This window comes from Cellulomonas sp. S1-8, from assembly GCF_026184235.1.
Taxonomy (GTDB): domain Bacteria; phylum Actinomycetota; class Actinomycetes; order Actinomycetales; family Cellulomonadaceae; genus Cellulomonas.
Genome location: NZ_CP110806.1, coordinates 806,764 through 831,611, shown reverse-complemented (window position 1 = coordinate 831,611; position 24,848 = coordinate 806,764). Strand labels below are relative to the sequence as shown.

Annotated in this window: 26 protein-coding genes and 1 tRNA gene; 12 read left to right on the top strand and 15 right to left on the bottom strand. The window is 74.5% G+C overall.

All coding sequences use genetic code 11. From position 1 onward, the window contains the following. The first annotated feature begins 72 nt into the window (after positions 1 to 72). The 3 genes from OKX07_RS03825 (at position 73) to OKX07_RS03815 (ending at position 2,789) form a co-directional block, all read left to right on the top strand. Entirely contained in the window at positions 73 to 855 is a 783-nt protein-coding gene (locus OKX07_RS03825; protein ID WP_265630532.1) for an urease accessory protein UreD, read from the top strand. A gap of 171 nt (positions 856 to 1,026) precedes the next feature. After that, complete coding sequence (locus OKX07_RS03820) at positions 1,027 to 2,256, top strand: pyridoxal phosphate-dependent aminotransferase (protein WP_322746822.1); 1,230 nt, start codon at positions 1,027 to 1,029, stop codon at positions 2,254 to 2,256. A gap of 26 nt (positions 2,257 to 2,282) precedes the next feature. After that, entirely contained in the window at positions 2,283 to 2,789 is a 507-nt protein-coding gene (locus tag OKX07_RS03815; RefSeq protein ID WP_265631984.1) for a hypothetical protein, read from the top strand. 7 nt (positions 2,790 to 2,796) lie between these two features. On the opposite strand, the gene OKX07_RS03810 is transcribed toward OKX07_RS03815, so the two are convergent. Together OKX07_RS03810 and groL are read right to left on the bottom strand one after the other, a co-directional pair. After that, the gene (locus OKX07_RS03810; RefSeq protein WP_265630531.1) at positions 2,797 to 3,255 is read right to left on the bottom strand and encodes a hypothetical protein; all 459 of its coding nucleotides are present in this window, start codon (positions 3,253 to 3,255) and stop codon (positions 2,797 to 2,799) included. A gap of 160 nt (positions 3,256 to 3,415) precedes the next feature. Continuing rightward, positions 3,416 to 5,041: a chaperonin GroEL gene (groL, locus tag OKX07_RS03805; protein ID WP_265630530.1), complete on the bottom strand. Its 1,626-nt coding sequence runs from the start codon at positions 5,039 to 5,041 to the stop codon at positions 3,416 to 3,418. Between the two features lie 228 nt (positions 5,042 to 5,269). Between groL and OKX07_RS03800 the strand changes: the two genes are divergently transcribed. Beyond that, the gene (locus tag OKX07_RS03800) at positions 5,270 to 6,727 is read left to right on the top strand and encodes a glycoside hydrolase family 15 (protein WP_265630529.1); all 1,458 of its coding nucleotides are present in this window, start codon (positions 5,270 to 5,272) and stop codon (positions 6,725 to 6,727) included. 66 nt (positions 6,728 to 6,793) lie between these two features. On the opposite strand, the gene OKX07_RS03795 is transcribed toward OKX07_RS03800, so the two are convergent. The 3 genes from OKX07_RS03795 to OKX07_RS03785 form a co-directional block, all read right to left on the bottom strand. Next, positions 6,794 to 6,997 (bottom strand): cold-shock protein, encoded by a 204-nt coding sequence (locus tag OKX07_RS03795; protein WP_265630528.1) that lies wholly within the window; start codon positions 6,995 to 6,997, stop codon positions 6,794 to 6,796. A gap of 138 nt (positions 6,998 to 7,135) precedes the next feature. Next, positions 7,136 to 7,753 carry a LytR C-terminal domain-containing protein gene (locus tag OKX07_RS03790; RefSeq protein WP_265630527.1) on the bottom strand — a complete coding sequence of 206 codons (618 nt, stop codon included), beginning with the start codon at positions 7,751 to 7,753 and terminating at the stop codon, positions 7,136 to 7,138. A gap of 99 nt (positions 7,754 to 7,852) precedes the next feature. Next, positions 7,853 to 8,164, bottom strand: coding sequence for a DUF3263 domain-containing protein (locus tag OKX07_RS03785; protein ID WP_416220820.1), 312 nt, complete (start codon positions 8,162 to 8,164; stop codon positions 7,853 to 7,855). A gap of 150 nt (positions 8,165 to 8,314) precedes the next feature. Between OKX07_RS03785 and OKX07_RS03780 the strand changes: the two genes are divergently transcribed. Further along, a complete protein-coding gene (locus OKX07_RS03780) occupies positions 8,315 to 8,989 on the top strand; it encodes a uracil-DNA glycosylase (RefSeq protein ID WP_265630526.1) in 675 nt (224 codons plus the stop codon). Between the two features lie 23 nt (positions 8,990 to 9,012). Next, positions 9,013 to 9,831 carry an SGNH/GDSL hydrolase family protein gene (locus OKX07_RS03775; protein WP_265630525.1) on the top strand — a complete coding sequence of 273 codons (819 nt, stop codon included), beginning with the start codon at positions 9,013 to 9,015 and terminating at the stop codon, positions 9,829 to 9,831. Between the two features lie 3 nt (positions 9,832 to 9,834). On the opposite strand, the gene OKX07_RS03770 is transcribed toward OKX07_RS03775, so the two are convergent. From OKX07_RS03770 to OKX07_RS03750, 5 genes are all read right to left on the bottom strand, one after another. Beyond that, positions 9,835 to 10,353, bottom strand: a complete 519-nt coding sequence (locus OKX07_RS03770) for a hypothetical protein (protein ID WP_265630524.1) — start codon at positions 10,351 to 10,353, stop codon at positions 9,835 to 9,837. Further along, positions 10,350 to 10,946: a signal peptidase I gene (locus OKX07_RS03765; protein ID WP_265630523.1), complete on the bottom strand. Its 597-nt coding sequence runs from the start codon at positions 10,944 to 10,946 to the stop codon at positions 10,350 to 10,352. Before OKX07_RS03765 ends, OKX07_RS03770 begins: the two co-directional genes overlap by 4 nt. A gap of 63 nt (positions 10,947 to 11,009) precedes the next feature. Next, positions 11,010 to 11,567 (bottom strand): hypothetical protein, encoded by a 558-nt coding sequence (locus OKX07_RS03760; protein WP_265630522.1) that lies wholly within the window; start codon positions 11,565 to 11,567, stop codon positions 11,010 to 11,012. Positions 11,568 to 12,187: 620 nt separating this feature from the next. Next, a complete protein-coding gene (locus tag OKX07_RS03755) occupies positions 12,188 to 12,655 on the bottom strand; it encodes a hypothetical protein (protein WP_265630521.1) in 468 nt (155 codons plus the stop codon). A gap of 140 nt (positions 12,656 to 12,795) precedes the next feature. Then, the gene (locus OKX07_RS03750) at positions 12,796 to 13,968 is read right to left on the bottom strand and encodes a sensor histidine kinase (protein ID WP_265630520.1); all 1,173 of its coding nucleotides are present in this window, start codon (positions 13,966 to 13,968) and stop codon (positions 12,796 to 12,798) included. A gap of 84 nt (positions 13,969 to 14,052) precedes the next feature. Between OKX07_RS03750 and OKX07_RS03745 the strand changes: the two genes are divergently transcribed. Then, positions 14,053 to 14,724, top strand: a complete 672-nt coding sequence (locus OKX07_RS03745) for a response regulator (RefSeq protein ID WP_265630519.1) — start codon at positions 14,053 to 14,055, stop codon at positions 14,722 to 14,724. Between the two features lie 55 nt (positions 14,725 to 14,779). Beyond that, positions 14,780 to 15,541: a deoxyribonuclease IV gene (locus OKX07_RS03740; protein WP_265630518.1), complete on the top strand. Its 762-nt coding sequence runs from the start codon at positions 14,780 to 14,782 to the stop codon at positions 15,539 to 15,541. A gap of 34 nt (positions 15,542 to 15,575) precedes the next feature. Here OKX07_RS03740 and OKX07_RS03735 read toward each other — a convergent pair. The 4 genes from OKX07_RS03735 to OKX07_RS03720 all read right to left on the bottom strand — a co-directional run bounded on the left by OKX07_RS03735 (position 15,576) and on the right by OKX07_RS03720 (position 19,698). After that, positions 15,576 to 15,652, bottom strand: a tRNA-Thr gene (locus OKX07_RS03735). Positions 15,653 to 15,730: 78 nt separating this feature from the next. After that, positions 15,731 to 16,651: a DsbA family protein gene (locus OKX07_RS03730; protein ID WP_265630517.1), complete on the bottom strand. Its 921-nt coding sequence runs from the start codon at positions 16,649 to 16,651 to the stop codon at positions 15,731 to 15,733. A gap of 60 nt (positions 16,652 to 16,711) precedes the next feature. Continuing rightward, positions 16,712 to 17,251, bottom strand: coding sequence for a hypothetical protein (locus OKX07_RS03725; protein WP_265630516.1), 540 nt, complete (start codon positions 17,249 to 17,251; stop codon positions 16,712 to 16,714). A 71-nt stretch (positions 17,252 to 17,322) separates the two neighbouring features. After that, on the bottom strand, positions 17,323 to 19,698 hold the full coding sequence (locus OKX07_RS03720) for a serine/threonine-protein kinase (protein ID WP_265630515.1): 2,376 nt from the start codon (positions 19,696 to 19,698) through the stop codon (positions 17,323 to 17,325). 110 nt (positions 19,699 to 19,808) lie between these two features. Between OKX07_RS03720 and OKX07_RS03715 the strand changes: the two genes are divergently transcribed. Together OKX07_RS03715 and otsB are read left to right on the top strand one after the other, a co-directional pair. Beyond that, a complete protein-coding gene (locus OKX07_RS03715) occupies positions 19,809 to 21,245 on the top strand; it encodes an alpha,alpha-trehalose-phosphate synthase (UDP-forming) (RefSeq protein WP_265630514.1) in 1,437 nt (478 codons plus the stop codon). A gap of 1 nt (position 21,246) precedes the next feature. Next, a complete protein-coding gene (gene otsB / locus OKX07_RS03710; RefSeq protein ID WP_265630513.1) occupies positions 21,247 to 22,047 on the top strand; it encodes a trehalose-phosphatase in 801 nt (266 codons plus the stop codon). Positions 22,048 to 22,060: 13 nt separating this feature from the next. Here the strand turns inward: otsB and OKX07_RS03705 are convergent, their stop codons facing one another. After that, entirely contained in the window at positions 22,061 to 22,735 is a 675-nt protein-coding gene (locus OKX07_RS03705; RefSeq protein WP_265630512.1) for a TetR/AcrR family transcriptional regulator, read from the bottom strand. 87 nt (positions 22,736 to 22,822) lie between these two features. Here OKX07_RS03705 and OKX07_RS03700 point away from each other — a divergent pair, with 87 nt between their 5' ends. Both OKX07_RS03700 and OKX07_RS03695 read left to right on the top strand, forming a co-directional pair. After that, complete coding sequence (locus OKX07_RS03700; protein WP_265630511.1) at positions 22,823 to 23,557, top strand: DUF4386 domain-containing protein; 735 nt, start codon at positions 22,823 to 22,825, stop codon at positions 23,555 to 23,557. A gap of 166 nt (positions 23,558 to 23,723) precedes the next feature. Continuing rightward, a complete protein-coding gene (locus OKX07_RS03695) occupies positions 23,724 to 24,848 on the top strand; it encodes an ABC transporter ATP-binding protein (RefSeq protein WP_265630510.1) in 1,125 nt (374 codons plus the stop codon).

Sequence of the window (24,848 nt, the reverse complement as noted above, 5' to 3'; positions counted from 1 at the left end):
CGCGGGCGCAGGGCGCAGGGCGCAGGGCGCAGGGCGCAGCGCGCAACGAGAGGAACGCAGGGTGCCGCGAGCATGAGCGGGACACGGGTCGCCGTCCGGCGGGCCGCCGACGGGCGCGTCCGCGTCGACCTCGTCGGCGGGCTGCTGGGCTGCCGACGGCTGCCCGACGAGGACGGCACGGTGCGCGTCGCCCTCGTCGCGACGCAGGCGCTGCTGCTGGCGGGCGACGACGTGCGGATCACGGTCGACGTCGACGAGGGCGTCGCGCTCGAGGTCGTCGAGGTCACGGGCACGGTCGCGTACGACATGCAGGGCGGGTGCGCGTCGTGGACGGTGGACGTGCGGCTCGGTGCGGGGGCGCTGCTGGTGTGGGACGCACTGCCGTTCGTCGTCGCGACCGGGGCCGACGTGCACCGCACCACCGGGCTCGACCTGGCCGACGGGGCGCGAGCGGTGCTGCGGGAGACGTTCGTGCTGGGCCGGACGGGTGAGGCCGGCGGGCGGTTGACGACGACGACGCGCGCGAACCTGGCGGGTCGGCCGCTGCTCGTCGAGACGCTCACGATCGACCCCGCGGCGCGTGCGGACCCGGCGCTGCTGGGCGGTGCCCGGTGCCTCGACACGGTGACGCTCCTCGGCGCCCGGCTGGTCACCGACCCCCCGCCCGGCGCCGACCTCCTGCAGCTGGACCGCCCCGGCACCCTGGTCCGCACGTTCGGCGACCACGCCCACGCAGGAGATCTCGCCGCGGCGGTCACGCTCGCCCGCGTCGCCGCGGCGGCACGAGCCACTGCTCCGGGCATCGCCCCACCCGCGTCCGCATCCCGGGACGTGGCCCCGTCGAGACCGGGCTGAGTCGTCTTCCGGGCAGCCGGAAGACGACCTGGACCGGTCTCGACGAGGCCACGTCCCGGTCCGTGGACGCAGTCCGACGGCGGCGCACGTCACCCGGGCCGGACGCCGACCAGGCCACCTCCTGCGAAATGGCCGCACCGCCCGGCGGGTGCGCGGCGATACGCTCCGACCATGCCGCTGCGCCCGCTCGACCAGTCCGCCAAGCTCAAGGGAGTGCTCTACGAGATCCGTGGCAAGGCCCTGGACGAGGCTGCACGCATGGAGGCCGAGGGCCGACGGGTCCTCAAGCTCAACACGGGCAACCCCGCCGCGTTCGGGTTCGACGCCCCGCACCAGATCGTCGCCGACGTCATCGCCGCCGTGCCGCACGCGCACGGGTACACCGAGTCGCGCGGCATCCTGCCCGCGCGCCGCGCGATCGTCACGCGCTACGAGACGGTCGCCGGGTTCCCGCTGTTCGACGTCGACGACGTGTACCTCGGCAACGGCGTCTCCGAGCTCATCACCATGACGCTGCAGGCGCTGCTCGACGAGGGCGACGAGGTCCTCATCCCCTCCCCCGACTACCCGCTGTGGACGGCCATGACGAGCCTGTCCGACGGCAAGCCGGTGCACTACCGGTGCGACGAGTCGAACGGCTGGGAGCCGGACATCGAGCACATCCGCGAGCAGATCACGCCGCGGACCAAGGCGATCGTCGTCATCAACCCCAACAACCCGACGGGCGCGGTGTACCGGCGCGAGGTGCTGGAGCAGATCGCCGACATCGCCCGCGAGCACAGCCTGCTGATCCTCGCCGACGAGATCTACGACCGGATCCTGTACGACGGCGCGCTGCACATCCCCATGGCGAGCGTCGCCCCGGACATGCTGTGCCTGACGTTCAACGGGCTGTCCAAGACGTACCGCGTCGCCGGGTACCGCGCGGGGTGGGTCGTCATGACCGGTCCGCAGGCGCACGCGAAGGGCTTCCTCGAGGGGATGACGCTGCTCGCGTCGACGCGGCTGTGCCCCAACGTGCCCGCGCAGCACGCGATCCAGGCCGCCCTCGGCGGCGTGCAGTCCATCGACGCGCTCATCGCCCCCGGCGGGCGGCTGCACGAGCAGCGGCAGGTCGCCTGGGAGGGCCTCAACTCGATCCCCGGCGTCTCGTGCGTGAAGCCCGACGGTGCGCTGTACCTGTTCCCCCGCCTGGACACCGAGCTGTTCGGCATCGTCGACGACTCCCAGCTCGTCTACGACCTGCTGGTCAGCGAGCAGATCCTGCTGGTGCAGGGCACCGGGTTCAACTGGCCGACGCCCGACCACCTGCGCATCGTGACCCTCCCCGAGGCACGCGTCCTGGGCGAGGCCGTCGAGCGCATGGGCAACTTCCTCGCGTCGTACCGTCAGACGCGTTGACCACCGCACCCACCGATCGAGGACCCATGCTGCTCAGCCCCTACTCGTCGTCCACGTCCAACGGCGTCGGCGAGGCCATCGGCGTCACCATCGCGGTGATGCTGTACATCGCGTTCATCGCCTTCGCCGTCTACATGTACATGCGCGTCGCCAAGAAGGCCGGGTGGACGCTGTGGCACGGCCTGCTCGTCCTGGTCCCGGTGGCGAACCTGGTCTTCGTCATCATGTTCGTGTTCATGGAGTGGCCGATCGAGCGCCGCGTCCGGGAGGCGGAGGCCCGGCTCGCGCAGCTGACGGGCATGCCGTACGACGGCAGCGCACCCGGCTACGGCGCCCCCGCCTACGACAGCTACGGGTACGGCGCACCGGCCGCGCCCGCGTACGGCGCGCCTGCCTACGGCGCACCCGCGTACGGCACGCCCGAGCACCCGACGCCCGCGCCGTCCCCGTACGACACGGCGCCCCCCGTGCCGCCGTACGAGCCGCCCCCGGCCCCGGGCGCACCGCCCGCGACGGACGTCCCGCCGCGCTGACCCGCGGTCAGGGCGTCTGCACCGCGGCCTTGCCGACCAGGGTCGCGGCGTCGGACGTCGCCTTCGCCAGGAACAGGTGGTACTTGCCGGCGGGCTGGTTGCCCGTGAAGGTGTGGGTCACGCCGCAGGGCACCGGACGCGGCATGACCGCGGGCTCGATCCGGCCCTCCGCGACGACCTTGACGTAGTACTGCGGCAGCCGGATGCCGATCGCGCCCCCGCAGTCGAGGTGCACCGTGACGGTCGTCCGGCCGGCGCGCTGCGCCCAGGTGGGCGACGTCCACGTGTCCCGCAGCGCGACGCGCCACCCGAGGGTCGGCCCGGGCAGGATCGGACCGATCGTGGGGCCGGGCTCGGGTGTGACCTGCGCGGACGCCGGCGCCCCGGCGATCATCACCGCCACCATGCCGGCGGTGGCCACCGCTGCTGCCGTGCGGCTGATCGTCCTCGTCGTGCGTGCACGCATCACGTCCCCCTTGACGTCGTCGGTCCGGCGGACGCTACCGGGGGCGCGACGCCGGGAACAGGACGACGAAGCCTTTCACCCCGGGTGAGGACGCCGACGGCCGGCCACCCCCTGCGGGGTGACCGGCCGTCGGTCCGTTCGTGCTGCGACTGCTAGCGGATCAGAAACCGCCGCCGAAGTCGTCGCCGCCGCCACCGCCGGCCGGAGCCGACTTCTCGGGCTTGTCGGCCACGACGGCCTCCGTGGTGAGGAACAGGGCGGCGATCGACGCAGCGTTCTGCAGCGCCGAGCGCGTGACCTTCACCGGGTCGTTGACGCCCGCGGCCAGCAGGTCCTCGTACACGCTGGTCGCGGCGTTGAGGCCGTGCCCGGCGGGGAGGTTGCGGACCTTCTCCGCCACGACGCCGCCCTCGAGGCCGGCGTTGATGGCGATCTGCTTGAGCGGGGCCTCGATCGCGAGCCGCACGATGTTGGCGCCGGTCGCCTCCTCGCCCTCGAGCTGGAGCTTCTCGAACGCGATCTTGCCCGCCTGGATGAGCGCGACGCCGCCACCGGCGACGATGCCCTCCTCGACGGCCGCCTTCGCGTTGCGAACGGCGTCCTCGATGCGGTGCTTGCGCTCCTTGAGCTCGACCTCGGTCGCCGCGCCCGCCTTGATGACGGCGACGCCACCGGCGAGCTTGGCGAGGCGCTCCTGGAGCTTCTCGCGGTCGTAGTCCGAGTCCGAGTTGTCGATCTCGGCGCGGATCTGGTTGACGCGACCGGCGATCTGCCCGGCCTCGCCGCCACCCTCGACGATGGTGGTCTCGTCCTTCGTCACGACGATCTTGCGCGCCGTGCCGAGGACCTCGAGGCCGACCTGGTCGAGCTTGAGACCGACGGTCTCGGAGACGACCTGGCCACCGGTGAGGACGGCCATGTCCTGCAGCATCGCCTTGCGGCGGTCGCCGAAGCCCGGCGCCTTGACGGCGATAGACTTGAAGATGCCGCGGATGCGGTTGACGACGAGCGTCGCCAGCGCCTCGGACTCGACGTCCTCGGCCACGATGAGCAGCGGCTTGCCGGCCTGGATGACCTTCTCCAGCAGCGGCAGCAGGTCCTTGACGTTCGAGACCTTGGACTCGACGAGCAGGACGTAGGCGTCCTCGAGGACCGCCTCCTGGCGCTCCGGGTCCGTCACGAAGTACGCCGACAGGAAGCCCTTGTCGAAGCGCATGCCCTCGGTGAGCTCGAGCTCGAGACCGAGCGCGTTGGACTCCTCGACGGTGATGACGCCTTCCTTGCCGACCTTGTCGAGCGCCTCGGCGATCAGGTCGCCGATCGCCTGGTCGCCGGCGGAGATGGCGGCCGTGGCGGCGATCTCCTCCTTCGTCTCGATCTCCTTGGCCTGCGCCAGGAGCTCGGCCGTGACGGCCTCGACGGCCTTCTCGATGCCCTTCTTCAGGGCGATCGGGTTCGCGCCGGCGGCGACGTTGCGCAGACCCTCGCGCACGAGTGCCTGGGCCAGGACGGTGGCGGTGGTCGTGCCGTCACCGGCGACGTCGTCCGTCTTCTTGGCGACCTCCTTGACCAGCTCGGCGCCGATGCGCTCGAACGGGTCCTCGAGGTCGATCTCCTTGGCGATGGACACGCCGTCGTTGGTGATCGTCGGCGCGCCCCACTTCTTGTCGAGCACGACGTTACGGCCCTTCGGGCCGAGTGTGACCTTGACGGTGTCGGCGAGGACGTTGAGCCCGCGCTCCATGCTCCGCCGGGCCTCCTCGTCGAAGGCGATGATCTTGGCCATGGGGCTGTGATCCTTCTTCCGGTTCGTGGGTGGCCGGTCGGTGCCCGCGACGGACGGACCGCCGCGCACGCTCACGTCCCGCGCGCGACGACCCTCACCTGACGGCCGGGTTGATGCTGTCACTCTCCACCGGAGAGTGCTAAGTCAATGGTTAGCACTCGACCCCTGAGAGTGCAAGCAGCAGACGGGTCCTCCCCTACGCCGTGCGCGAAGCCCTAGGGTGCCGGTGTGCCCGACGCCGCCGTCGTGAGCCGCGTCCCGCGCACCCGCGCCCGCGGCACCCTCGTGCTGGTCGCGACCCTGCTGCTGGCCGTCGGCGCGGCCGCGGGCACGCCGCCGGCGCCGGCCGCCGGACGCACCGACCCCACCGGCTCGGGTGCCGCCGGCGGCGTGGGGACCGGCGTCGGCGTGACGTCCGACACGGCCCACGCGCAGATCCCGCTGTACCAGCAGGCGGTGTCGGTGCTGCCCGACGGCGCCCGCGCCGAGGTCCCCGCCGCGGCCCTGGCGGTCTACCTGCCCGGGACCCGCGTGCCGGACCCGGCGGCGGCAGTCCTCGCCGAGGCGGTCGGCGCGACGCCCACGACGACCGCCGCCCTGGGCCCGCGGGCCGCAGCCGCCGCGGCCGCGGAGCAGCGCGCCTGGCTCGCCGCCGGCGACGTCCCGGGTGCGGGCGGCCCGCACGAGGAGCTCGCCCGCTCCGCCCTGCTGGACCTGCACTCCCTGACGGTGGCCGACGGCGTCGTCGTCGCCGGCTGGTCGGCGAAGTGGCGCTACGTCTGGCCGCGGGACTCCGCGTTCGTCGCCGTCGCGCTCGCGCGCACGGGGCACGTCGACGACGCCCTCGCCGTCCTGGACTTCCTGGCGCGGGTGCAGGAGCCCGACGGCTCGTTCGAGGCGCGCTACCTGCCCGACGGGTCCGGCCCGCCCGACGACCGTGGCCTGCAGACCGACGGGACGGGCTGGTCGATGTGGGCGGCGGGCCTGGTCCTCGCCGAGGTGGACGACGCCCGGCGGGTCGAGGTCGCGCAGCGCCTCGCGCCCCTCGTGGAGCGGTCCGCCGACCGCGCGCTGCGGCTCGTCGCGGCCGGGCTGCCGCCTGCGTCGCCGGACTACTGGGAGGTCCCCGAGTCCGAGGTGACGCTCGGGACGGCGGCGCCGCTCGTCGCGGGGCTGGAGCAGGCGGCCGTCGTGCTCGACGCCGCGGGACGCCCCGAGCGGGCGGCGACGGTCGCGGCGGGCGCGGCCGACGCACGGCAGGCGGTCGTCGACGCCTTCGGGCCCACCGGGTACGGCCGGTACGCGACGCGCACGGTGCCGGACGCCGCGAGCGCGTTCGTGCTCGCGCCGTTCTGGTCACAGGCACCGCACGGCGGCGTCGCGGCGTGGCTCGCCTCGGTGCCGTCGATGCTGCGACCGGCCGCAGGGCTGGCGCCCGGGGGCGGCTGGCGGCGCGACGGCGTGTCGTGGACGCCGCAGACGACGCTGTACGCGTGGGTCGCGGCCGAGCAGGGCGACGCGGGCACGGCCATGCGCTGGCTCGACGTCGTGGGGGCGCACCGCACGCCGTCCGGGGCGATCCCGGAGAAGCTCCTCGCGGACGGCGCACCCGCGGCCGTCGCGCCGCTCGGGTGGAGCGCGGCGTGCGTGCTGCTCGCGATCGACGCGTTGGACGCGACGAGCTGACGCCGCCACGCGTCCCGACCGCCCGCCGGCCCGTCGGGACGCGTCAGGCGGAGCCGGCGGGAGGCGTCAGGCGGGTCGGACCGTCTCGGCCTGCGGACCCTTGGTGCCCTGGCCGACCTCGAACTCGACGGCCTGACCCTCCTCCAGGGAGCGGTAGCCGTCGACCTGGATGGCGCTGAAGTGCACGAACAGGTCCTGGCCACCACCGTCGGGGGTGATGAAGCCGTAGCCCTTCTCCGCGTTGAACCACTTGACCGTGCCCTGAGCCATGCCGCGCTCCTCGAGGTCCTGGGGACCGGGTCGCTCCGCCGTCGCCCCGGTGCGTGGAGCCTAGTGGCGGACGTGGTCGCGCGACCAGGGTCTGCGCAGGTGGTCGGGCCGGCAGGCCCGGCCCGGGCTCGACGGGGGTCAGGCGTCCGGGTCGGTGACGAGGACGACGGCGATCCCGGTGCCCGCGCGCTCCGGCGACACCTCGATCGTCGGGACGTTCACGGTGGCGGCGACGAGCTCGGCCGTGGGGCGCAGGTCCTCCGACGCCACGTAGACGGTCGACGTGGCGGGGAGGTCGTCGGTCGCGTTGTCCGGCGACACGTCGGTGAACCCGGCGGCGGTGAGCTCGTCCGCGACACGTCCGGCGAGCCCGGACACGCGCGCGCCGTTGAGCACGGCGACCGGCGTCGTGAGCACGGGCTCCGGTGCCGGCGGCGGCGGCTCCTCGACGGTGCCCTCGCCCTCGGTCGCGCCCTCACCCTCACCCTCGGCAGCGGCGTCGCCCTCGCCCTCGGTGGCACCGTCGCCGGCGTCGGCGGTCTGCTCCTGCGACGAGCCCCCCGGCAGCGGGAGGTCACCGGTGCGGGAGAGGTACGCCACGGCGCCGTACGCGAGCACCGGCACGACGACGAGCACGACGACGAACGGCCACCACCGGCTCCACGCGGACCGGGGTGCACGGTGGACTCCGGTCGGCGCGTCGGGTGCGATCGCGTCGAACTCGTCCTCGGGGTAGGGGTAGTCGCCCTTGCTCACGGCCGCAAGGCTAGCTGCTCGCGGCGCCGGGCCGGGTGAGCCCCGCCTGCGGCCGGGTGTCGGGCCCGGGCTGACGTGGACGCGACGCGCACGGCGGGCTCAGGCCTCGGCGCCCAGGCGGCGTGCGGTGCGGGCCCGCTGGCGGGACGACCGCATCCGGCGGAGCCGCTTGACGAGCATGGGGTCGGCCGCGAGCGCCGCCGGGTCGTCGATGAGGGCGTTGAGGAGCTGGTAGTAGCGCGTGGCCGACATGTCGAACAGCTCGCGCACCGCCTGCTCCTTGGCGCCCGCGTACTTCCACCACTGGCGCTCGAAGGCGAGGACCTGCTGGTCACGCTCGCTCAGGCCGTCGGTGCCGCGCTCGTCGTCGCGCAGGTCGTCCGCGACCATGTGGGTGGCCGTGCCGTCCATGGCTCCTCCTCCTCGCGCGTCGTGCGTCGTCTGGCTCCGCCCGGCATCGTACGGGGCGAACCACACGGGTGTCATTCGCGCGCGCGGGGGACACCTGGATCCGTCCGGACCCGTGCCGCGCCACCCCTGGCGCGGGTAGCCTCCGACGACGTGACCGCTCCCCTGGACTCGCTCGTCGCGCCGGACTGGGCGCGCGCCCTGGCGCCCGCGGAGGGCGCGCTGCGCGCCGCCGGGCAGTTCCTGCGGGAGGAGGTGGCCGCCGGTCGGCAGTACCTGCCCGCATCCGACGCGATCCTGCGGGCGTTCCACCGCCCGCTCGCCGACGTCCGCGTGCTCGTCGTCGGCCAGGACCCCTACCCCACGCCGGGGCACCCGATGGGCCTGTCGTTCTCGGTGCAGGCGGACGTGCGGCCCCTGCCCCGCTCCCTGGACAACATCTTCCGCGAGCTCGTCGAGGACGTCGGGGTGCCGCGGCCCACGTCCGGGGACCTGACCCCGTGGGCCGACCAGGGCGTCATGATGCTCAACCGCGTGCTCACGGTGCGTCCCGGTGCGCCCGCGTCGCACCGCGGGAAGGGCTGGGAGCAGGTCACCGACCGGGCGATCATGGCCCTGGTGGAGCGGGGAGGCCCGCTGGTCGCGGTGCTGTGGGGACGCGACGCGCAGTCCCTTCGCCCGGCGCTCGGGGACGTGCCGGTCGTCGCCAGCGCGCACCCCAGCCCGCTGTCGGCGTCGCGCGGGTTCTTCGGGTCGCGGCCGTTCTCCCAGGTCGACGCGCTGCTGCGCGAGCAGGGCGCGGACCCCGTCGACTGGCGCCTGCCGTGACCGGGGCGTCGCATGATGGGGGGATGACGCCCGCCACCGCCGACCTGCCCGCCGACCCTCCGCGGTGGACGCGGTACGTCGCGTGCGGGGACTCGTTCAGCGAGGGGCTGTGGGACGCGCCCGACGGCGTGGACGCGCCGCTGCGGGGCTGGGCGGACCAGCTCGCGTCGCACCTGTCGCAGCGGCGGACCGCGGCCGGGCTGGCCCCGCTGGAGTACGCGAACCTCGCGGTGCGCGGCCGGCTCATGCGCCCGATCCTCACCGAGCAGGTGCCCGCGGCGCTGGCGCTCGAGCCGGACCTCGTGAGCATCATCGGCGGGGGCAACGACATCCTGCGTCCGTCGGTCGACGTCGACCGGGTCGCCGCCGACCTCGAGCGGGTCGTGGCCGCCGTGCGGGCCCGGGGAGTCGACGTGCTGCTCGGCACCGGGTTCGACGCCCGCAAGAGCCCGCTGGTGCGCACGACGCGCGCGCGGGTCGGCGTGTACAGCGCGCACGTCTGGTCGATCGCGCGCCGGCAGGGCGCCTTCGTGCTGGACCCGTGGGGCATGCGGAGCCTCGTCGACTGGCGCATGTGGTCCGAGGACCGCATCCACCTGACGACGCAGGGGCACACGCGCGTCGCGCAGGCCGCGCTGGTCGCGCTGGGGCTACCCCCCGACCGCACCGACTGGGACGACCCGCTCGCCCCGCTGCCCCCGGTGCCGACCATGGAGCAGGCCCGGGCGAACGCGCGGTGGCTGCGGGAGCACGCCTACCCGTGGGCGACGCGGCGGCTGCGGCGGCAGTCGTCGGGTGACCGGCGGGGGCCGAAGCGACCGGACCCGACGCCGGTCGCCTGAGGGTCAGGGGGCGTTGAACTGGGCCCCGAACGGCGAGGCGTTGTACTCGTACGTCGTGAACGTGACGAACGGCGGCGCCCACGCGCTCACCACGCCGTTGTACGTGACCACGGAGCCCGCCGCCCAGTTCCAGCGGCTGGTGGTCCCGGTGATCCGCGTCAGGTCGACCGTGATGCGTGCCTGGCGCCCGGCCGCGGGGGTGTACCCGCTGGTCGCGACCTGGAACTGCAGCCCGCCGCCGGTGACGTAGCCGTCCGGCCCTGCGCTCCCCCACTGGTTCGTCGCCTGCACGGAGGTGACGGTGCAGGCGGAGACGACCTGCGGCTGCGCCCCGGTCGTCACCACCTCGCACTTCTGGACGGGGCCGACGACCCAGGTCGCGGCGGTCGCGCGCGCCGTGAACGCCGCGCGGTCCGTCCAGGCGGCTGCGGTGCGCGAGGTCGTCGCACCGAGGGCGAGGAGGACGGCCAGGAGCCCGACGGCTGCGACGAGCAGGCGCGTGCTCAGGTGCATGCGGGTCATGACACGGGTCCGTGTGCCGTGGTGAGCCCCTTCTGGCGGTCGGGGCTCGGGTCGGCGACGGCGTCCGGTGCCGTGGCGCCGTGCCGCGGCACCGAGGCAGGGCTCGGCGTGCGCGGGAGCTGACTCAGGGCGAGCAGCGCGACGAGCGCCACCATCAGCGGGACCGCGGTGCCCGGCGTGGTGAGTCGGACGAGCAGGTCGCCCGCGCGGGCGACCTGCCAGCGTGGGCTCAGGACCGTGGCGTCGGTGACGACGTACGCGCCGCTGTCGGCGCTGTCGTTCGCGTCGCCCTGCATCCACACGTGCCAGGCGCCGTCGTCCTGCTGGGCGACGTCGATCACGCGGTGCGTGACGAGCGTCCCGGTGACGGGGTTCGGCAGCGACAGCACGTCTCCCACCTCGACGTCGGCGACGGGCACCGGGGTGTCGAGCAGCAGGTCGCCGGTCATGATGCCCGGCTCCATGGACCCGGAGACCACCACGAGCGGCGCGACGAGACCGGCCGAGCCGGCGGCCCACAGGCCCACGCTGAGGACGCCGAGGACCGCGAGGGCCCAGACGAGGACGTCAGCTGCGGTCCGCAGTGCACGCACGACGACTCACCTCCCGGACAGGGGTGGCGCCGCGCGGCGGCGCCACCCGGGTACCGCTGTGGATCAGGACTGGCCGCTGAACATGACGGTGAGCGAGCCGGTCTTGCCCTGGTACGTGGCGGGCCAGGCGGCCGGCGTGGTGACCCGCAGCGTCGCGGTGGTGGTCGCGCCCGCGGCGAGCGTGGTCGCGACGGGTCCCGTGACGGCCGCGGTGGCCGGCGTGGTACCGGCGAAGATGCTGGTCGTCGTGCCGCTGTCCGTGGTGACCGTGGCGGTGCCCAGCGTCAGCGGCGTGCTGCCGCTGTTCTTCAGGTTCAGCGTGTAGGTCCGGTCCGCGCCCTGGTTGAGGCCGGCGAAGGTGGACTCCGGGATCGCGACGGCGATGCCGGCCGCCGAGGTGTCGGCGTCGATCCACGTGGTGCCGTCGACGCTGCCCTGCAGCTCCACCGTCACCGCGCTCGCGCTGCCGGCGAACCAGGCCTGGTCGGTCCACGCGGCGCTCGTCGCCGCGGCACCGATGCCGAGCACGGCGATGCCGGCCAGGCCGAAGCGCAGGAAGACCCCGCCCCGACGACGACGCTTGTCGTCCTGCACGGGTGCGGTGGTGGTGAGCTCGGTCATGGGTGTGCTCCTCGCTGGCGTCGGGTGGACGCCGTGACGGTCGGTGGGTGACGGGGCGGGTGCGCCCTGTGTCGACGCCATCCCGGCGTCGGCCTGTCGCGATCCCGGTGCTGTCCGACAGCGGAGTCGTGCGTCCGGCGGCGGGGGCCACGGACGATTCCTGGACAGCCGTCCAGGACGACTCCCTCGACCCTCCCCCCGATGCGGCGATCCGGCGATCGCAGCACGTCGCCTTCGTCCTGCGGGGACGTGATTGTCGGGCTTCTTCATCCTGTGACGCGCCCGACGTCTGTGCTTCGTCGGGGGCCGGGACGAGGCCGGGACGGTCGGGGCCGGGATGTGCACGGCCGCGGGGCGCGGTGTCCGGTGGCGCCGCGGGGGGGCGCAGCGCCACCGGAGTCCGGGGTGGTGCGATCAGGGACCGGACCACGGGGGGCGCGTCGAGCGCGCCACGGTGTCCCTGACGGGCGTCGGCGGGTTCGCACCCGGTCCTCGCCCTGGACGAACGTTCAGTTCGCTGTCGCCATCATGCCGCGGATCGGCGGCGTGGCAACCCCTGGGCCGTGGACCTTGCCCCGGGTAGGGGCCGAACATCCGGTTCCCTCACCCTGTGACGTCGGTCACTCCCGGTGCCCGCCCGCCTTCGCCGGCGCCACGGCGGGCGCCCCGCTCACGGGGACACCCGCAGCGGCCGGCGTCGGGAGCTGCAGGCGGACCACGCCGACGACGGCATCGGTCGCCGCGACGGCCCGGTCCACGCCGTCGTCGCCGCGCAGCCGCCAGCCGTCGGCGCTCCGCGCGACCACCTGGCCGAGGGTCCACGACCCGCCGAGCCCGCGGTGCACGACGCGGTCGCCGACATGGGGCGACCCGCAGCGCGTCACGACGACGTCGCCGGCGTGGCCGTCGGCACCCGCCGTCTCGGCAGGGACGACGTCGATCGACGTGCACCCGCCCAGGCTCGCGGGCCACAGGAAGGCCACCGCGGAGGCCGCCACCGCGCAGGCCGTCATCTGGAGGGCGGCGCGCGCGGCCCACCACCGTTCGGACCGGAGGGGCGACGCCGGGCGGGCCGTGCGTGCGCTCACTGGTGGGTCAACCCCTCGGTCGGCAGGACGTGTGCCCGCCCATCCTCCGGGTGGTGGACGGGTGACCCGTGCCACGTCTGGGTGATACCTCCCCCACGGCGTCGCAGTTGTCCCACTTCTTCACCCGCCCTCCGGTGGCGTCACGGGGCTTCCGGGGGTAACAGGCCGACAGGCATCGACGCCTCGACGCGCACGCCGGTCGGCTCGCGTGCCAGCACCTGCAACGACCCCCCGGCCAGACGCAGGCGCTGGCGCAGCCGGGCCGTGCCCGACGCCGGGTCCGGCACGGTCGGCGGGTCGTACGGGTCGCCGTCGTTCGTCACGGACACGTGCAGCGTGTCGCCCGCGAGACCGAGCTCCACCTCCAGGAACGTCGGAGGACCGTTCTTCAGGGCGTTCGTGACGGCCTCCTCGACGACCCGCACCGCCAGCAGCCGCTCGGGGACCGTCAGCCCCTCGCGCGCCGGGTCGTCCAGCTTGCGGAGCTCGTCGCCGACCTGCAGCCGGGTCGCGATCGTCGCGGGCAGCCGGCTCAGCAGGGCCCGCACCGCGGGCACCAGGCCCATCTCCAGGCGGTCGGGGTACAGCAGCCGGCTCACCTGCCGCACGTCGTTCTCACGCGACTCCGCCAGCTCCGCACGCGCCAGCGCGATCTCCTCCGCGACCTGCGGCAGGACGCGCGCCACCTGCTCCTGCGCCGCGGCCAGACGTGCGTCGACGAGCACGAGGCGCTGCTGCACGGTCCCGTGCAGACCCTCCGCCACCTGCCGGCGCACGCGGATCTCCTCGGCCTCCAGCGCCTGGACCGCGAGCTCCACGCTGACGGTCTCGCGCTCCGCGGCCCGGATCACCGCCCGCATGCTGCGCCGCGAAGACATGGCCCACACGCCCGAGCTCGACGCGATCACGGCGATGAACGCACCCGTGACGAGCTCCGTCGTCAGCGCCGTCGGCTGGTCCGGGGCGTACACCCCGAGCCCCACCTGCACGCCGATGCGCACCAGGCCCATGAACACCGACGCGAACAGGACGCGCGTCGCGATCGCGAACGGTCCGGGCGCGCGGTGCACCCGCAGCAGGCTGAGCCCGACGACCAGGCCCACGACGGCGATCCCGTTGGCCGCGAGGCGGCGCCACAGCTCGATGCCCGCCCAGTCGGGGATGACCGAGGCGTAGATCCAGACGCTCTGCAGCGACGCCCCGACGGCGTACCCGCCCGCGACGATCGCCGTCGCGCGCAGCAGCGACCCCCGGTCCGCGGCGACGTCCCGCGCACGCACCGCCGCCGGCACGGACTCCCGCGCAGCCGACATCGTCCACCCCCTCGGCGTCCCGCCCCCTGAGACGCGCGGCGCGCGTCCCGGCAGGGTCCGCCTGGCGCGACCATACTGTGCGGGATGATCCCGCCCCCCTCACGCCCCCTGCGCGTCGCCCTCGTGGAGGATCAGCCGCTGTTCCGCTCGATGCTGGAGCGGACTCTCCAGGACGTACCGAAGCTCGACGTGGTGGTCTCCGTCGGCACCGTCGGCGAGGCGCACCGGCTCCTGACTCCCGACCTCGTCGACGTCGTCGTGCTCGACATCGACCTGCCGGACGGCAACGGCATCGCGCTCGGCGTCACGCTGCGGCGCGCCCAGCCGGACCTGGGGGTGCTGCTGCTGTCGGCGCACGACGCCATGGACCTGCTGCTGGACCTGCCGCGCGACGTCGCGCACGGCTGGTGCTACCTGTCGAAGACCAGCACGACGAGCGAGGCGGCGCTGCTGCACGCGGTGCGCTCGGCCGCCGCGGGCGAGACCGTCCTCGACCCGGCGCTGCTCGAGCGGGTCACGCCACGCGCGGGCTCCGCCGTGGCGCGGCTGACGCAGCGGCAGTTCGAGGTGCTGCGCCTGCTGGCGCAGGGCCTGTCGAACGCGGGGATCGCCGAGCGCCTCGCGATCACGGAGAAGTCGGTGCAGAACCACGTGTACGCGGTGTACTCGACCCTCGGCATCGACGCAGACCCGGTGCGCAACCCCCGTGTGAGCGCGGCGCTGCGGCTGCTCGAGGAGACCGGGCCGGCCCTGTGAACCCGTCCCGCGTCGGCAGGCCGACGCGCCTGGACCCCGGACCGAGGAGGACGTCGTGGTGCTGATCGGTGCACACGTGCGCGGGGACGACCCCGTCGCCGAGGCGGCGCGCGTCGGCGCGCAGGCCGTGCAGGTGTTCCTCGCCGACCCGCAGGGGTGGAAGAAGCCCGTGCGTCGCCCCGACGCGGACGCGCTGACCGCCTCCGGGCTGGGCCTCTACGCGCACGCGCCCTACCTGGTGAACGTCGCCTCGACCAACAACAGGATCCGCATCCCCAGCCGCACCATGGTCGCCCAGCACACCGCCGCGGCCGCCGACCTGGGCGCCCGTGGGCTGGTCGTGCACGGCGGGCACGTCGGCGACGGCGACGACGTCGCGGTCGGCATCGAGAACTGGCGCAAGATGTTCGAGCGCGCGACGTTCCCCGTGCGCGTCCTGGTCGAGAACACCGCCGGCGGCGAGAACGCGTGCGCCCGCACGCTCGACCGCTGGGCGATGCTGTGGGACGCGATCGGCGGCTACGACGTCGGCGTGTGCCTTGACACGTGCCACGCGTGGGCCGCGGGCGAGGACCTCGAGACGCTCGTGGAACGTCTGACCGCCATCACCGGACGCGTCGACCTCGTGCACGCCAACTCCTCGCGCGACCCGCACGGCTCGAGCCGCGACCGGCACGCCGGCTTCGCCGACGGCACGATCCCGCCCGAGCTCATCGCCCACGTCGTGCGCGAGGCGGGCTGCGACGTCGTCGTCGAGACGCCCGCCGAGACGCAGGCCGACGACATCGCCCGCCTGCGCGAGGCGCTGGGCGGCTGATCGCCGGGTCGACCCACGACCGAACCGGCAGCACTGGAGCCCCCTGTCGGATTCGAACCGACGACCTGCTGTTTACAAGACAGCTGCTCTGGCCAGCTGAGCTAAGGAGGCGCGGCGGCCAGGGTACCGGCCGTCGCGCCCCGGGCGCCCGTCCCTCTCGCAGGGGACGGCGCCCGGGGCGCCGGACCGTCAGCCCTTGGCGGAGACGGCCGCGAGCACGGCCTGCGTCAGCGGGCCGGTCGTGTAGAGGTCGCCCTCCCACTTCTCGCCGTCGATGAGGACGGTCGGGGTGCTCAGCCCGCCCAGGTCCGTGCCGGCCTGCTGCGTCGTCGCGGCGACGAACGGCGCGTAGCGGCGCCACGTGCCCTCGCGGGACTCCGTCTCGTCCTCGGACGTGGCGACCTCGTAGGTGCCGTCGACCGTCTCGGTGAACGTGTCCACGACCGCCTGCGGGACCCCGACCTCGACGGCGATCTCGGCGATCCGCGCGTCCTTGAGGCCCGACGTGCCCTCCTCGGGCTGGTTCTCGTACAGCGCCGTCATGAACGCCGTGTAGTTGTCGGGGTCCTCGGCGGCGACCGTGGCCGCCGCGTTGGCGGCCCGCGTCGAGTAGAAGGTGCCCTGGGAGTTGCCGTCGAGGAACGCGATGTTCTTGTACACGACCGTCACGCCCTCGTCGGCGGCGAGCGCCTCGAGCTCACCGGCGTTCGCCGCGTCGAACTGGCCGCAGTAGGGGCACATGAAGTCGAAGTAGACCTCGACGACGACGTCGTCCTCGCCTGCCTCCCCGACGCCCGCGGCGCTCACGGGGATGCCACCGGCGTCGTCGGCGGCGTCGGGGGTGTCGATGTCGGCGAACGCGGGCACGAGCGTGTTCTCGGTGCCGCCCGCGAAGACGACGTCGGCGTACGCCTCGGCGTTCGCCTGGCCCTGGCGGACGATCGCGAAGATCACGCCGCCGAGCACGACGACGGCCGCGAGGAGGCCGCCGATCGCGATCAGCCGGGTGCGCTTGGCCTTGCGCTCCTGCTCCTGGCGCATCGCGAGCGCCTTGGCGCGCGCGTCGTCGCGACGCTGCGACTTGGTGAGACGGGGGTCGTTGGTGGGCACGGGTAGCTCCTGGGTTCGGGGGCCGGGCGGGGCCGGCGGGGACGTGCGGGCGCGGGCGCGTCAGCGGGCCGGCGGGCCCCGGTGCGGTCGCGCCGGGTCGTGCCCCCGGTCGCGCCGGACGGCGACGTCCGCCCGGACCGGGGACGCTCCCCCGGGCACGGCCGGGACCACGACCCCGGGCGTCGTCGTCGGGACGAGGTGCGTGGCGAGGAGCGCGACGACCGTCGTGACCGCGCGTCGCGTCACGACCCCGAGGCCCAGCCCGCACGCGGTGAGCAGCACGTGGACCGCGAGGACCGGCACGGCGACGCTCAGCAGCAGGACGGCGCCGTGCGCCGTCGCGCCGAGGCCGAACGCGCCGTCCGGGCACTCCGCGGCCGAGCGCAGCACGGCCATCCGGACGCCGAGGGCCGCGAGCGGGCCGTCCGCCGTGACGCAGTGGTGCAGCAGCACGCGGCCCTGCACCCCGAGGACGACGGACGCGAGGGCCAGCGCCGCCCCGAGCGCGCCGAGCAGGTGGGCGCGCAGGTGGGCGCGAGGGGGCGGGGAGGCGCGCCGAGCGACGGGGGCCATGGCCCGCACCGTCGACGTCGCACGCACGGGACCAGGGTAGGGGCACGCGACGCCCCCGGTCACCCGGCGCAGGTCCCGACGTGCGGGCCCCGGCCCGGTCAGGGTGCCGGGAGCGTGGGGGTGGGCGCCGGCCACCACGACAGCGGCTGCGCGTCGAGCAGCCGGTCGGCCAGCACGACCGCCGCGACGAGCGCGACGACGATCACCACCAGGGCGCCGACGGGCCCGGGTGCCACGGCCGCGAGCGTGCGGCGCGCGCCCGTGCGCGTCATCCGGGACAGCGGTCCCCACCACAGGAACGCGACCGCGAGCAGCACCAGGCCCCCGACGAGCAGCGTCGCCGTGGACCCCTGCGGGGCCTCCCCCGGCGCAGACCCGCCGATCTCCCAGCGACCCGACCCCAGCAGCCACCAGCCCAGGCCCGTGACGATGAGCACGACCGCCCCGCCGACCAGCAGCGCGGGCAGCACCCCCAGCACCGACCGCAGCAGGTACCAGGGCGTGGACGCCCACGCGAGCACACCGTCGCTGCGACGCACGCCCCGACGCTCCCGGCGCGCGTGCATCGCCTCCACCGTCGCCCCCACGGTCCGGACCGCGACGACGAGCACGAGCACGACCGCCGTCGTCACGACCGGGTAGAGCATCCCGGCGAGCGCGACGACGAGCGCGAGCGCCAGCAGCGACCCCCAACGGCGGCGCGCCGGCGGGCGCACGTACCCGGGCTCCTCGCCGTCGAGGTCGTCCGGCTCCTCGAGGTCGTCCCCGAGGTCGTCCTCGAGCCAGTCGACGTCCTCGGGGTCCTCGGGGTCGTGGGCCACGGGGTGCACGACAGCGGGTCCGGCAGCGGGTCCGGCAGCGGGTCCGGACGGGACCTCCGGCGGGACGGACGCCGGTGCCGGACGGCGGACGGGGACCGCGACCGTGTGCCCGTCGCGCACCGGCGGATCGGGCGGTGCGACCACCACCCCGCCCGTGGCCGCCATCGCCCCGGCGGCACCGGTGGTGCCCACCGCCACGGTCTGCAACGCGTCCTGCGGCGACGACGTCCGCTGCGCGACCAGCTCGGTGGGGAGCGCGTCCTCGGCCCAGACGTCGTCGGGGTCGTCGCCGTCGGGGTCGTCGGTGTCGGGGTCGTCGGTGTCGAGGTCGTCGCCATCGAGGTCGCCGTCGTCGAGGTCGGCGTCGTCGTCGGTGCCGTCGTCGCCGTCGAGGTCGTCGGTGCCGTCGTCGTCCGCCTCGGCGTCGGCCGGGTCGCCGTCGTCGTCCGGGTCGTCGAGCTCAGCGTCGTCGTCCGCGTCGTCGAGCTCACCGTCGTCGTCCGCGTCGTCGTCCGCGTCGTCGACCTCACCGTCGTCCGCGTCGTCGACCTCACCGTCGTCCGCGTCGTCGACCTCACCATCGTCGTCCGCGCCCTCGTCGTCGCCCTCGTCATCGCCGTCGTCGTCGGTCTCGAGCGCGGCGTCCGGGTCGTCGACGACCCCGCCGGGGCCGTCGTCGTCCGACACGGCGTCGTCCGACCCGTCGCCCGACCCGTCGTCGCCGGCGGCCGCGACACCGGCCGCCACGAGGCCCGCGGCGCCGACCGCCGCGGCCGCCGTGAACGCCCCGCCGCCCCCGCCCGGGGTCACGACCGTGGCAGCGGCACCGGGCGGCAGGTCGCCCTCGGCCGCGACGGCGCGCAGCGCGGCGACGACGTCCTCGGGGTCGGTGCGCTCGGCGGGGTCGGGGCGCAGCGCTCCGGCGATCGCCGCGGCCGTCACCGGGCCGACGCCCTCCAGGTCCACCTGACCGGCGCGGGCCCGTGCCAGCACCGCCTCGAGGGGTCGGGAGCCGAACGGGTCGCGTCCCGTCGCGGCGAACGCGAGCAGCGCCGCCCACCCCCACAGGTCGGTCGCGGCGCTCGGCTCGCTGCCGTCGAGCAGCTCGGGCGGCAGGTAGCCGGGCGTGCCGAGGACGAAGCCCGCGCTCGTGAGGTTCGCGTCGTCGTCGACCCCCTGCGCGAGCCCGAAGTCGATGAGCACGGGGCCGTCGTCGGTCAGCAGCACGTTCGACGGCTTGAGGTCGCGGTGCACGACGCCCGCCGCGTGGACGGCCGCGAGCGCCGAGCGCAGCCCCTCGGCGAGGGTGAGCAGGTCGTCGGCGTCGAGGGTGCCGCGCTCGCGGACGTGGTCGGTGAGGGTGTCGCCCGCGACGAGCTCGGTGACCAGGAAGGCCTCGGTGGAGTCGGCCTCGGCGTCGAGGACGGCCGCCACCGCGGGGTGCCGCAGCCGCTGCAGCGCCGCGACCTCGCGCATCAGCCGCGTCCGCACGACCGCGTCGGACCCCACGTGCGGGTGCAGCAGCTTCAGCGCGACCTCGTGCCCGCCGCCGTCGACGGCCCGGTACACCGTCCCCATGCCCCCGGAGCCCAGGGGCGCGACGATGGTGTACCCGCCGATCTCCGACCCCGGCGTCAGCCCGATCCGCTCCATAGACCGGCAACCTAGCCGCTCACGGCGACGCGGCGCGCCGTCCCGCGCCCGAGCGTGTCACCCGGTGGACGACTAGGGTCGTGGCGCGAGACCTGCGAGGAGTTGATCTGGTGCCCGACGTGCCGCACGACGGCCACGACCTGGTGGTCGTCGCGAACCGCCTGCCGGTCGACGTGAGCCTCGACGAGGAGGGCGCGCCGAGCTGGACGCGGTCGCCCGGCGGCCTCGTCACCGCGCTCGCGCCCGTGATGTCCAAGGCGGAGGGGGCCTGGGTCGGCTGGGGCGGGTCACCGGGCCTGGAGCTCGAGCCGTTCGACGTCGACGGCACCGAGCTGGTGCCGGTGATGCTCACGGACACCGACGTCGAGCGGTACTACGAGGGTTTCTCGAACGACACCCTGTGGCCGCTCTACCACGACGTCATCGCGCCCCCGCAGTTCCACCGGCAGTGGTGGGACGCGTACCGCCGGGTCAACGAGCGGTTCGCGCAGGCGGCGGCCGCGAACGCCGCGCCCGGCGCGACCGTGTGGGTCCACGACTACCAGCTGCAGCTCGTCCCCGCGTACCTGCGCGCGCTGCGCCCCGACCTGCGCATCGGGTACTTCCACCACATCCCGTTCCCGCCGCTGGAGATCTTCGCGCAGCTGCCGTGGCGCAAGCAGGTCGTCGAGGGGCTGCTCGGCGCGGACCTCATCGGGTTCCAGCGCGGCGGCGACGCCGCGAACTTCGTGCGGGTCGTGCGACGGCTGACGGACCTCACCACGCGCGGTCAGGTCGTCACGGTCGACGAGGACACCGCCTCGCCCCGCCACGTGCGGGCCGCGGCGTTCCCCATCTCGATCGACTCTCACGCGTTCGACGAGCTGGCGCGCAGCCCGCAGGTCCAGGAGCGCGCCGTGCAGATCCGCAGCGAGCTGGGTGACCCCGAGCACCTGCTGCTGGGGGTGGACCGCCTCGACTACACCAAGGGCATCCGCCACCGCGTCAAGGCGTACGGCGAGCTGCTCGACGACGGGCGCCTGTCGGCCACGAACACCACGCTCGTTCAGGTCGCCAGCCCGAGCCGCGAGAACGTCGGGGCGTACCAGCAGCTGCGCGACGACGTCGAGCTCCTGGTGGGCCGGATCAACGGCGACCACGGGCAGGTGGGGCACGCCCCGGTGCAGTACCTGCACCAGTCGTTCCCGATGGAGGAGATGGCCGCGCTGTACCTCGCGGCCGACGTCATGCTCGTCACGGCGCTGCGCGACGGCATGAACCTGGTCGCCAAGGAGTACGTCGCCGCCCGGTCGGACGAGCGTGGGGCCCTGGTGCTCAGCGAGTTCACGGGCGCCGCGGACGAGCTCGTGGGGTCGGTGCTCGTCAACCCGCACGACATCGATGGCATGAAGGACGCCATCACGTACGCGGTGCACATGAACCCCGCGGAGTCGCGCAAGCGGATGCGTCGCCTGCGGCGCCGCGTGCTGACCCACGACGTGGCTGCTTGGTCCGCGCAGTTCCTCGCCTCGCTGACGGCGGTCCCGGTCAGGGAATACCGTGGCTGACGTGAACGCCGGGACCGACACCCGCGTCCCCGCGGACCTGCGCGAGCGCCTCACCGCGCTGGGCGCCGACCGCACCGCGCGTCCGGTGCTCGTCGCGCTGGACTTCGACGGCACGCTCGCACCCCTGCAGGACGACCCGTCCGCGTCGCGCATCCTGCCCGCGGGCGTCGAGGTGCTGGCGGAGCTCTCGGCCCTCGACGGCGTCGCGCTGGCCCTGGTCTCGGGCCGCGCGATGGCCGACCTGCACGCGCTCGCCGACGTGCCCGCGGGCACGTACCTCGTCGGCAGCCACGGCGCCGAGCGCGCCCGGGTCACGCAGTTCGGGCTGGACCGCGACGTCGTCGAGCTGACGCACGAGCAGGCCGACCGCCTCGCGGCGCTCGGGGCCCGCGCGGCGGCGGTGGCGCGCGGCCGCGACGGCGTGTGGGTCGAGACGAAGCCGACCGCGGTGGTCGTGCACACGCGGCTCGCGGAGCCCGAGGTCGCCGCGCCGGCCGAGGCGCAGGCGCTCGCGCTCGGCACCGAGCTGGGCGTGGGCACGCTGCACGGCAAGGACGTGGTCGAGCTGACGGTGCTGCCGGCCGACAAGGGGACGGCGCTGCAGGCGCTGCGCCACGAGCTCGGTGCGCCCGTCGTGCTGTACGCAGGCGACGACGTGACCGACGAGCACGCGTTCGCGGCCCTCGACCCGGACGACGTGACGCTGAAGGTCGGTCCGGGCGACACGGTCGCCCGGTTCCGCGTGGCCGACCCCGAGGCGGGGGTCGCGGCGCTCGTCGTGCTGCGGGACGCGCTGGTCTGACCGCGTCGGCCCCTCAGCGCGGGGGCGGGGTCCAGCCCTGCGCACGCAGCCGTTCGAAGCCGTCGAGCGCGAGGTCGAGCGCGAACTCGAACTCCTGCTGGTCGTCGCACCCCGCGCCGACGACCGTCCCGGCGTCGTGGGACGCCGCGAGCATCGTCGCCGCGATGTGGGGGTAGCGGGCGGCGAGCGCGGCCATGGCCTCGGGGGGCGGCGGTGCGGTGGGGGCGTCGGCGAAGAGCTCCTGGGTGAACCCCCACACGCGGCTGCCGAAGGCGTGCATGACGTGGTGCGTGAGGGAGTCGGAGAAGCCGCCGCCGCGCAGGATGCCGATCGTGGAGTCGAGGTGGTCGAGCACGGCGGGGGTCTGCGTCCTGCGGGTCTCGAGCACGCGGCGGGCCCACGGGTGGCGCAGCATCGCCTCGCGCGCGGACAGGACCCGGGCGCGGACGGCCGGGCGCCACGGCACGCCGGGCGTCGGCGGGTCGATCTCGGCGACGACCTGGTCGACCATGCCGTCGAGCAGGTCCTCCTTGCCCGCGACGTGCTTGTAGAGCGCCATCGGGACGACGCCGAGGTGGTCGGCGAGCGACCGCATGCTCACGGCGTCGGCGCCCTCGCGGTCGGCGAGCGCGACCGCGGCCTGCAGCACCCGTCCGCGGTTGAGCCGGTCCCGTCGTCCGTCCGTCATGCCACCTCCCTTGACAGGTGTACACAGTACGCCTTAGCGTCCCGGCTTGAAGGTGTACGCCGTACACCTCTTCTGGAAGGACCCCCGATGACGTCCCCCCGTCACACCGCCCGAGCCGCCCGTCTCGCCGGCGCGCTCTACCTGCTCACGTTCGCGTCCTCCATCCCCGCGCTCCTCCTGCTCGGCCCCGTGCTCGACGACCCGCGCTACGTCCTGGGCCCCGGCGCCGACACCCGCGTCCTGCTCGGCACGCTCCTCGACGTCGTCAACGCGGTCGCCTGCATCGCCACCGCCGTCGTCCTGCTGCCCCTGCTGCGCCACCGCGGCGAGGCGCGCGCCGTCGGGTTCCTCGCGGCGCGCCTCACGGAGGCGGCGATCATCCTCGTCGGCGTCGTCGCACTGCTCGCCGTCGTGACCCTGCGGCAGCAGGTGGGCGCCGGCGACCTGCCCGCCGACCCCGCGACCGCCACCGTCGCGGGCGCTCTCGTCGCCGTGCGCGACTGGACCTTCCTGCTCGGGCCGGGCCTCGTGTCCGCCGTCAACGCCGCGCTGCTCGGCTCGCTCCTGCTGCGCTCGGGCCTCGTCCCACGCCTGATCCCGGTGCTCGCGCTCGTCGGCGCCCCGCTCCAGGTGGTCTCCGTCGTGCTGACCGTCCTCGGCCTCAACCACCAGCTCTCGACGCTCTCCGCCGTCGCGGTCGCGCCGATCTTCCTGTGGGAGCTGTCGCTCGGCCTGCGCCTGGTCACCCGCGGGTTCGACGCGCCGCGGCACCCCGGTGGAGGTCGCGCCGAGGCGCCCGCGGCCCAGCCGGCCGTCACGTGACCTGTGCCATACTGACGAGCGACCGGGGGAGGTCGGATGTCGACCCCCCTCGATCCGTGTCAGCGGAGACACAGGGCTCAGCAGGCCCGCGGACCCGCGGACCTGCGTTGACACTCTTCACGACGGATCGTCCGGCACGTACCTGCCGGTGAAGGGAATCAGAACCATGGCTACGGTCAGCTTCGACCACGCGACCCGCATCTACCCGGGGACCGAGCGTCCCGCGGTGGACGCCCTCAACCTCCACGTCGAGGACGGCGAGTTCCTCGTCCTCGTCGGCCCCTCGGGCTGCGGCAAGTCGACCTCCCTGCGCATGCTCGCGGGTCTCGAGGACGTCAACGCCGGGCGCATCCTCATCGGTGACCGCGACGTCACCGACGTGCAGCCCAAGGACCGCGACATCGCGATGGTCTTCCAGAACTACGCGCTGTACCCGCACATGACGGTCGCCGACAACATGGGCTTCGCGCTCAAGATCGCCGGCACCCCGAAGGCGGAGATCCGCCAGCGCGTCGAGGAGGCTGCCAAGATCCTCGACCTGCAGCAGTACCTCGACCGCAAGCCGAAGGCCCTCTCCGGTGGCCAGCGTCAGCGTGTCGCCATGGGCCGCGCCATCGTGCGTCAGCCCCAGGTGTTCCTCATGGACGAGCCGCTGTCGAACCTCGACGCCAAGCTCCGCGTCCAGACGCGCACGCAGATCGCGTCGCTGCAGCGTCGTCTCGGCGTCACGACGGTCTACGTCACGCACGACCAGACCGAGGCCCTGACCATGGGTGACCGCATCGCGGTCCTCAAGGACGGGATCCTGCAGCAGGTCGGCACGCCGCGTGACATGTACGACACCCCGGCCAACGTCTTCGTCGCCGGCTTCATCGGCTCCCCGGCCATGAACATCGGCACGTTCCCGGTGCTCGAGGGCTCCGCGTCGGTCGGGCAGTCGCGTCTCGCGCTGCCCCGCGAGGCGATCACCCGCCTCACCGAGGACGACAAGGGCCACATCACCGTCGGGTTCCGTCCCGAGTCGCTCGACGTCGTCCCGCAGGGCACGCCGGACGCGTTCCCGGTCGTCGTCAACATCGTCGAGGAGCTCGGCTCGGACGCGTTCGTCTACGCCGGGCTGACGAACGACTTCGGCCAGGCCGCCCAGGTGCACTCCGGCGCCGGCGACGCGCAGATCATCGTGCGCGTCGACCCGCGTCAGGTCCCGCCGAAGGGTGCGACGATCTACGTCCGCATCCGTCCCGAGTCGCAGCACCTGTTCCACGCCGGCTCCGGCGAGCGCATCGGCTGA